This window comes from Verrucomicrobiia bacterium, assembly GCA_026414565.1.
Lineage (GTDB): Bacteria > Verrucomicrobiota > Verrucomicrobiia > Limisphaerales > Fontisphaeraceae > Fontisphaera.
The window spans coordinates 125,030-131,029 of record JAOAIT010000017.1; the positions used below are offsets into that span (position 1 = coordinate 125,030).

A 6,000-nucleotide genomic window follows, 5' to 3' on the forward strand; every position below is an offset into this window, starting at 1 on the left:
TGGCCTTGCCGTCAAAGGGCATGATTGACGCCGCCGCGGCCAACGTCTAAGTTGAAGAGCACAAAAACAAAACATACATGACTATGAAAATCTCCCGCCGCAATGCTCTGAATCGCGCCGCCGGAGCCGCCCTGGTGGCTGCCGCCGCGCCAGCCCTGCTGCCGGTTTCGGCCGCCGACGCCCCCGCCAAACTCAAGGGCAACATCCGGCACAGCGTCTCGAAGTGGTGCTATGGCAAAATTCCGCTGGAGGAGTTCTGCGTGGCGGTGAAGGCCATGGGCATCGAATCGGTGGAGCTGCTCGGCGAAAGCGAATGGCCCACGGTGGTGAAACACGGCCTCACCTGCGCCATGTGCAACGGCCCGGACAGCATTGGTTACGGCTGGAATCGCGTGGAGCATCATGACAAGCTCCTGGCCGGTTTCGAGCAGGCCATTCCCAAGGTGGCCCAGTATGGCTTCCCCAACATCATCACCTTCTCCGGCAACCGGGTGGGCAAAAACTACAAGGTCAGCGACGAGGAAGGTTTGGAAAACTGCGTCAAAGGTTTGAAGCGGCTGATGCCGATTGCCGAGAAACACAAGGTCACCGTGGTGCTCGAGCTGCTCAACAGCAAGGTCAATCACAAGGATTACATGGCCGATCACACCGCGTGGGGCGTGGAGCTGTGCAAGCGGGTAGGCTCCGAGCGGCTCAAACTGCTCTATGACATCTACCACATGCAGATCATGGAGGGCGACATCATCCGCACCATCCAGACCTGTCACCAGTATTTCGCGCATTACCACACCGGCGGCAATCCGGGGCGCAACGAGATAGATGAGACGCAGGAGCTGAATTATCCGGCGATCATGAAGGCCATTGCGGCCACCGGTTACAAGGGCTTCGTGGGCCAGGAATTTGTGCCCAAGCGGGATCCGCTGGCCTCCCTGCGCCAGGCCATCCAAATCTGCGATGTCTAATCCCCCTAGGGCCGGGCTGCCGGCCCGGCGGCCGCGGCGGCGGCCGTCTTTGACAAGGTTCGCCATATTGGGTAGCGTAGGGTAATGGACGTGTTACATGCGCCGTGGCGGATTGAGTACATCCTGGCTCCCAAACCCCCTGCGGGAGAAGGAGAGTCTCTCTTTGTCCGCATCGCCCAATCCCAGGACGACGAGGCGAATTATGTGCTGGTGCGGGAGCGCACCTGTTATGCCGTGCTCAACGCCTACCCATACAACGGCGGCCATCTGATGGTGGTGCCCTACAAGCAGACGCCCGACCTCAACGGCCTGAGCGACCAGGAGCTGGCGGATCTCATGAAGCTGACCCGCCGCTGCATGAATGCGCTCAGCCGCGTGATGCGCCCGGACGGCTTCAACGTGGGCATCAACATCGGCAAGGTCGCCGGCGCGGGCATTGCCGAGCACCTGCACATCCACGTCGTCCCCCGATGGAACGGCGACACCAATTTCATGCCGGTTATCGGCCAGACTTCCGTGGTGCCGCAGGCCCTGGCGGACATTGCCGCCCGGCTGCGCGCCGCCCTGGCCGAAATCCCGGAATGACGCAGCATGACCAGCGAGACCCTGCATTTTGAGACCGCGCGCCTGGCGCAACAGCTTTTCAACAACGATCCAGCCAACCTGGCCGCCCTCGAGCAGCGCCTCGGCGTGAAAGCCACCGCCCGCGAGGGCTGGATTAAGCTGGAGGGCGAGGCGGAGTCGGTCCGCCAGGCCAAACAGCTTTTTGAGATGCTGGAACACTCCCTCAAGGCCGGCGGCCACATCCGCAACCGGGAGTTTGCCTTCGCCCTGAACGTGGTCAGCGAGGACGGCGCCTCGGCCCTCAAAAGCCTGATGAGCGACCGCATCGTCACCTCCACCCGCAAGGCCAACATCACCCCCAAAACGCTGGGACAGAAAAAATATTTGGAGGCCATCCGCACCCACGATGTCACCCTCGGCGTCGGCCCCGCCGGCACGGGCAAAACTTATCTGGCCATGGCCATGGCCGTCTGGCACCTGCGCGAGCAGAAAGTCAACCGCATCATCCTCACCCGGCCCGCCGTCGAGGCCGGCGAGGCGCTCGGCTTTTTGCCCGGGGATTTGCAGGAGAAGCTCGCCCCCTATCTGCGCCCCCTGCACGATGCCCTGATGGACATGCTGCCCCCGGAGGAAATCCAGCGGCACATGGAGCGCGGCACCATTGAGATTGCGCCGCTGGCCTATATGCGCGGGCGCACTTTGAACAACGCCTTCATCATCCTGGACGAGGCCCAGAACTGCACCATGGAGCAGATGTTCATGTTCCTCACCCGCCTGGGCCACAGCTCCAAGACCGTGGTCACCGGCGACCCCACCCAGATTGATCTGCCCAAATCCAAGCCCAGCGGCCTGCTGGAGGCGCGCCTGGCCCTCAAGCACGTGGAGGGCGTGGCCGTGGTGGAATTCCAGCGGCGCGACGTTGTCCGCCATCCCCTCGTTCAGCGCATCATCCATGCCTACGAACAACACCGCGGCACCGGCGTCTCGGCGTGAGCCGTTGGGCGTGCAGGTTACCCTCCGCAATCAGCAAAAGGACCGGCGCATCAACCCGGCCCGGTTCAAGCGCCTGGCCACCCTCATCGTGGCCCGGCTGGCGCCCGGCGCCGCCGCCGACCTGTGCGTGCACCTCGTCTCTTCCGCCCGCATGGCCCGGTTGAATGAGCATTTCCTTGGCCACACCGGCCCCACCGACGTTATCACCTTTGACTTGAGCGAAGGCGAGCCGGGCTGGCTTTACGGCGAAATTTTCATCTGCCCCCGCGTGGCGCTTGCACAAGCCCATGAATACGCCTGCGCCTGGCAGGAGGAACTGATGCGCTACTTCATCCATGGTGTGCTGCATCTGCTCGGTCATGATGACCAAAACCCGGCGGCCCGCCGGCGCATGAAAGCCGCGGAAAACCGCGCCCTGCGCTGGCTGCTGGCGCAGCATTCCGTCAAACGTCTGGGAAGTCCCCTATGAAACATCCCCTCCTGGCCAAATGGCGTGCCAGTTTTGTGGCTGGTCTGCTGGTGATTCTGCCTGCGGCAGTCTCCTTCATGATTGCCGTGTGGATCATTAAAAACATCACCAGCATCACCGACACCCTGCTCATTTTTCTGCCGCGCGAGTGGACCCATAAAGACGGCGGCCATGGCCCCCTTTATTGGTATTACAGCCTGCTGGCGCTCCTGCTGGCGGTGCTCATCATCACCGGCATCGGCCATCTCACCAAAAACTACATCGGCCGCAAGCTCCTTGAGATGGGCGATCGCTTCATGATGCGCGTGCCCCTGATCAATAAAATCTACAGCACCATCAAACAGGTCAATGAGGCCTTCTCCGGCCAGCGGGCCTCCTTCAAGCAGGTGGTGTTGCTGGAGTACCCCCGGCAGGGCGTCTATTCCCTGGGCTTCATCACCAATGACCAGCCGGAAATCTCCGGCCCCAACTCCGGCCCGTTGCAAAGCGTCTTCGTCCCCACCACCCCCAACCCCACCAGCGGTTTCATCGTGCTGGTCCCCTCTGCCAGCCTCCATCGCATCAATATGCCCGTCCAGGAGGCCATCAAATTCGTCATCAGCCTGGGCTCCCTTTCTCCGGAGGCCCAGCAGGATTCCCTCCAAAAGTTGAAATAGCCTGTGCGCATGGAAGAACGCGCCCACGGCCTCGTCTTGCGCACCTATCCCCTTACGGAGACGAGCCTCATCGTGCACTGGCTCACCCGCGAGGCCGGCCATCTGGCCACCGTGGCCAAAGGCGCCCGCCGGCCCAACTCCCCCTTTCGCGGCAAACTGGACTTGTTTTATCAGGCGCACTTCAGCTTCGCCCGCAGCCGCCGCTCAGATCTCCACACCTTGCGGGAAGTGGAACTGCGCCAGACCCACGCCGCCCTGCGTCGCGATTACGGCCTGCTCACTCAGGCTGTGTACGCCGCCGCGCTCCTTGAGCGCCTGATTGAGCGCGAAACCCCCGTGCCCGACTTGTTTGACCTCCTCCAGTCCCTCCTGCTGGCCCTCCCCCAACATCCCCCGCGCCCTCAAACCATGGCCGCCTGGGAGTTAAAGCTTCTGGCCGCCCTCGGCCTGGGTCCCGACTGGAACGCCGCACCTCTTTCCCCTGGCACGCGAGCCTTGCTGGAACACTGCCTTACTCTGCCCTGGGAACAACTGCCGCGCCTCAGTTTCACCCCCGCCCAAATCCAGGAAGCCAACCGCTTCCTTTATCGCCAAATCGAATCCGCCGGCCTCCATCCCCCCTCCCAACGCCCCGGCGCGTGGCAGCCCCCCACCTGAACCCAAGATCATTTGGAGAATCAACCGCGCGCGCCTTCCACTCTGCATTATTCACTTTGCATTTCGCATTTCCCCTTGGTCTCGGGGGGCGCACGCGTCCCGCGTGCCGGCTCCCGCCCCCGCCAAAGCCTCCCTCCTGCCACCAGCTTGCTAATCATCTCCCTACGCCCCAGCCCACTGCACCACCGTTATCCCACACTGCTAGACCGGCGCGGTAGCATTTTCACGTTTGGCCGACCCTCCCCGCCGCGGCCTGAGCGCGGCTGATTCCTATTCACCTTTTGTGCGGGACAGCCGGGCAGCTTGCGTTGCCAATATCAAGAACTGCCCTGTTGCCGCAGATTCCGAGACCTCAAAAGACGGAGAACCAACAATCCGCTCAAAGCAACGAGTGCCCCGCTCAAAGCCAATGAAATCCACACATAGACAATGCTGTTATCAGGCGAAGCATCAGTGTTGAGCAGCTTCACCGTTCTATAGGCCATTTTTTCAATGCCAACAAAACACGCATTAATTCCTCCCCGAATCGGCGAACTCATCGGAAGCCAGTCAAGCACAAGCGGAATGGCCCAACCCGTTAGAAACCCACCCATGCCCCCCGCCAAAAGGGTCACGCAGACTGTTCGACAGTTTTTTGTCATAACGGCTATTCGACCCCAAAATACTTCTTACAGTTGCATCCACCATTTGCCTTAACAAAATCCCGATACCCAGTCATGGAAGCCTTCGTCCTGTCCATGGTTAACTTGAACCGTTTGTGGCCCGGTTCATAGTCCGCCCAGTCTCGCCTTACATAGCCTCCAACTTCGTAATTGCGTTCGTAAACAAAATGCAAAACAGACAAGGTTGCTCGCCCATCAGCCGACCCTTTGACGTCTAGGTCAGGGTCATCAGGAAACTTCCACGCTCCCTTTACTGGACTCGAATTGTTGTGTCTGTCGCTAAGGTTGTTGAAACTGCCGAGCCGTCGCTTGTTGTGATCTGCGTGAGCCACCCAGTCTTGCGCTGGATGCAAGGCTGTCCCCAGTTCTTTCGCAGCCTTCTTGGGATCATCATTGCCCAGCGACATGTTGCAGGCGTCTTGCGCATTTTTGAGGTGCTTTTTATACATCGTGTCACGAGTATCTTCACTGCCTCCCATGCTCAGACTGCGATCAAAATGATACGGCGTGCCTGGCTCTGTGATGTAAGATTGTTCGCTGTCAACTGCTTCATCTGCCGTTGCCACTGCCAAAGCAGCCTCGGATGGATACCCAACCTGTGTTGCCCAGCGCTGAGTAGCATGCAGGTGAATTCTTGTATCCCACAAACCAAGGTAGTCGTTGCCACCAATCGGTTCGTTGCCGAGAAACAAGTAGCAGTTCATTCCGCCCATTTCCCCGATGGGGTCTCTGGATAGCCACCTTCCAGTGGTGGGATTGTAGTAGCGATGGCCGTAGTAGTAGAGGCCGGTTTCCCAGTCGAGGTATTTGGTGGAGAAGAGAGGGTTGAAGGTCTGGGAGAGGGGGCCGGTGGCGCGGAGGAGTTCGCCAAAAGGGCCGTACTCATATTGCGCCACCAACAAACCATCCGCCCCCCGCACATACCCCATCACGTTCCCATTCCCATCATAAACCGGAAAATACACCCCCGCATCCGGCCCATGATGAATCACCGTCGCCAGCAACACGCCCTCGTTGCAAGCGTCGTTCAGAGGAGA

General features: G+C 60.3%; 7 protein-coding genes. 6 read left to right on the top strand and 1 reads right to left on the bottom strand.

The annotated features are described in order from the left end of the window. Positions 1 to 77: 77 nt before the first annotated feature. The 6 genes from N3J91_04295 (at position 78) to recO (ending at position 4,301) form a co-directional block, all read left to right on the top strand. Complete coding sequence (locus tag N3J91_04295) at positions 78 to 962, top strand: TIM barrel protein (GenBank protein MCX8155660.1); 885 nt, start codon at positions 78 to 80, stop codon at positions 960 to 962. Between the two features lie 84 nt (positions 963 to 1,046). Further along, complete coding sequence (locus N3J91_04300; GenBank protein ID MCX8155661.1) at positions 1,047 to 1,547, top strand: HIT domain-containing protein; 501 nt, start codon at positions 1,047 to 1,049, stop codon at positions 1,545 to 1,547. Positions 1,548 to 1,553: 6 nt separating this feature from the next. Next, positions 1,554 to 2,519: a PhoH family protein gene (locus N3J91_04305; GenBank protein ID MCX8155662.1), complete on the top strand. Its 966-nt coding sequence runs from the start codon at positions 1,554 to 1,556 to the stop codon at positions 2,517 to 2,519. After that, complete coding sequence (ybeY, locus tag N3J91_04310) at positions 2,479 to 2,988, top strand: rRNA maturation RNase YbeY (protein MCX8155663.1); 510 nt, start codon at positions 2,479 to 2,481, stop codon at positions 2,986 to 2,988. The genes N3J91_04305 and ybeY overlap by 41 nt, the downstream gene beginning before the upstream one ends. Continuing rightward, a complete protein-coding gene (locus N3J91_04315) occupies positions 2,985 to 3,644 on the top strand; it encodes a DUF502 domain-containing protein (protein ID MCX8155664.1) in 660 nt (219 codons plus the stop codon). The genes ybeY and N3J91_04315 overlap by 4 nt, the downstream gene beginning before the upstream one ends. A gap of 9 nt (positions 3,645 to 3,653) precedes the next feature. Then, positions 3,654 to 4,301: a DNA repair protein RecO gene (recO, locus tag N3J91_04320; protein MCX8155665.1), complete on the top strand. Its 648-nt coding sequence runs from the start codon at positions 3,654 to 3,656 to the stop codon at positions 4,299 to 4,301. A gap of 646 nt (positions 4,302 to 4,947) precedes the next feature. Here the strand turns inward: recO and N3J91_04325 are convergent. Further along, positions 4,948 to 6,000, bottom strand: a 1,053-nt coding sequence (locus N3J91_04325; protein MCX8155666.1) for an RHS repeat-associated core domain-containing protein, incomplete at its 5' end; no start/stop codon positions are given.

Bases quoted from the DNA above. Each gene is read 5' to 3' on its own strand.
- N3J91_04295 (MCX8155660.1), top strand. From the start codon at position 78: ATGACTATGAAAATCTCCCGCCGCAATGCTCTGAATCGCGCCGCCGGA.
- N3J91_04300 (MCX8155661.1), top strand. From the start codon at position 1,047: ATGGACGTGTTACATGCGCCGTGGCGGATTGAGTACATCCTGGCTCCC.
- N3J91_04305 (MCX8155662.1), top strand. From the start codon at position 1,554: ATGACCAGCGAGACCCTGCATTTTGAGACCGCGCGCCTGGCGCAACAG.
- ybeY (MCX8155663.1), top strand. From the start codon at position 2,479: ATGCCTACGAACAACACCGCGGCACCGGCGTCTCGGCGTGAGCCGTTG.
- N3J91_04315 (MCX8155664.1), top strand. From the start codon at position 2,985: ATGAAACATCCCCTCCTGGCCAAATGGCGTGCCAGTTTTGTGGCTGGT.
- recO (MCX8155665.1), top strand. From the start codon at position 3,654: ATGGAAGAACGCGCCCACGGCCTCGTCTTGCGCACCTATCCCCTTACG.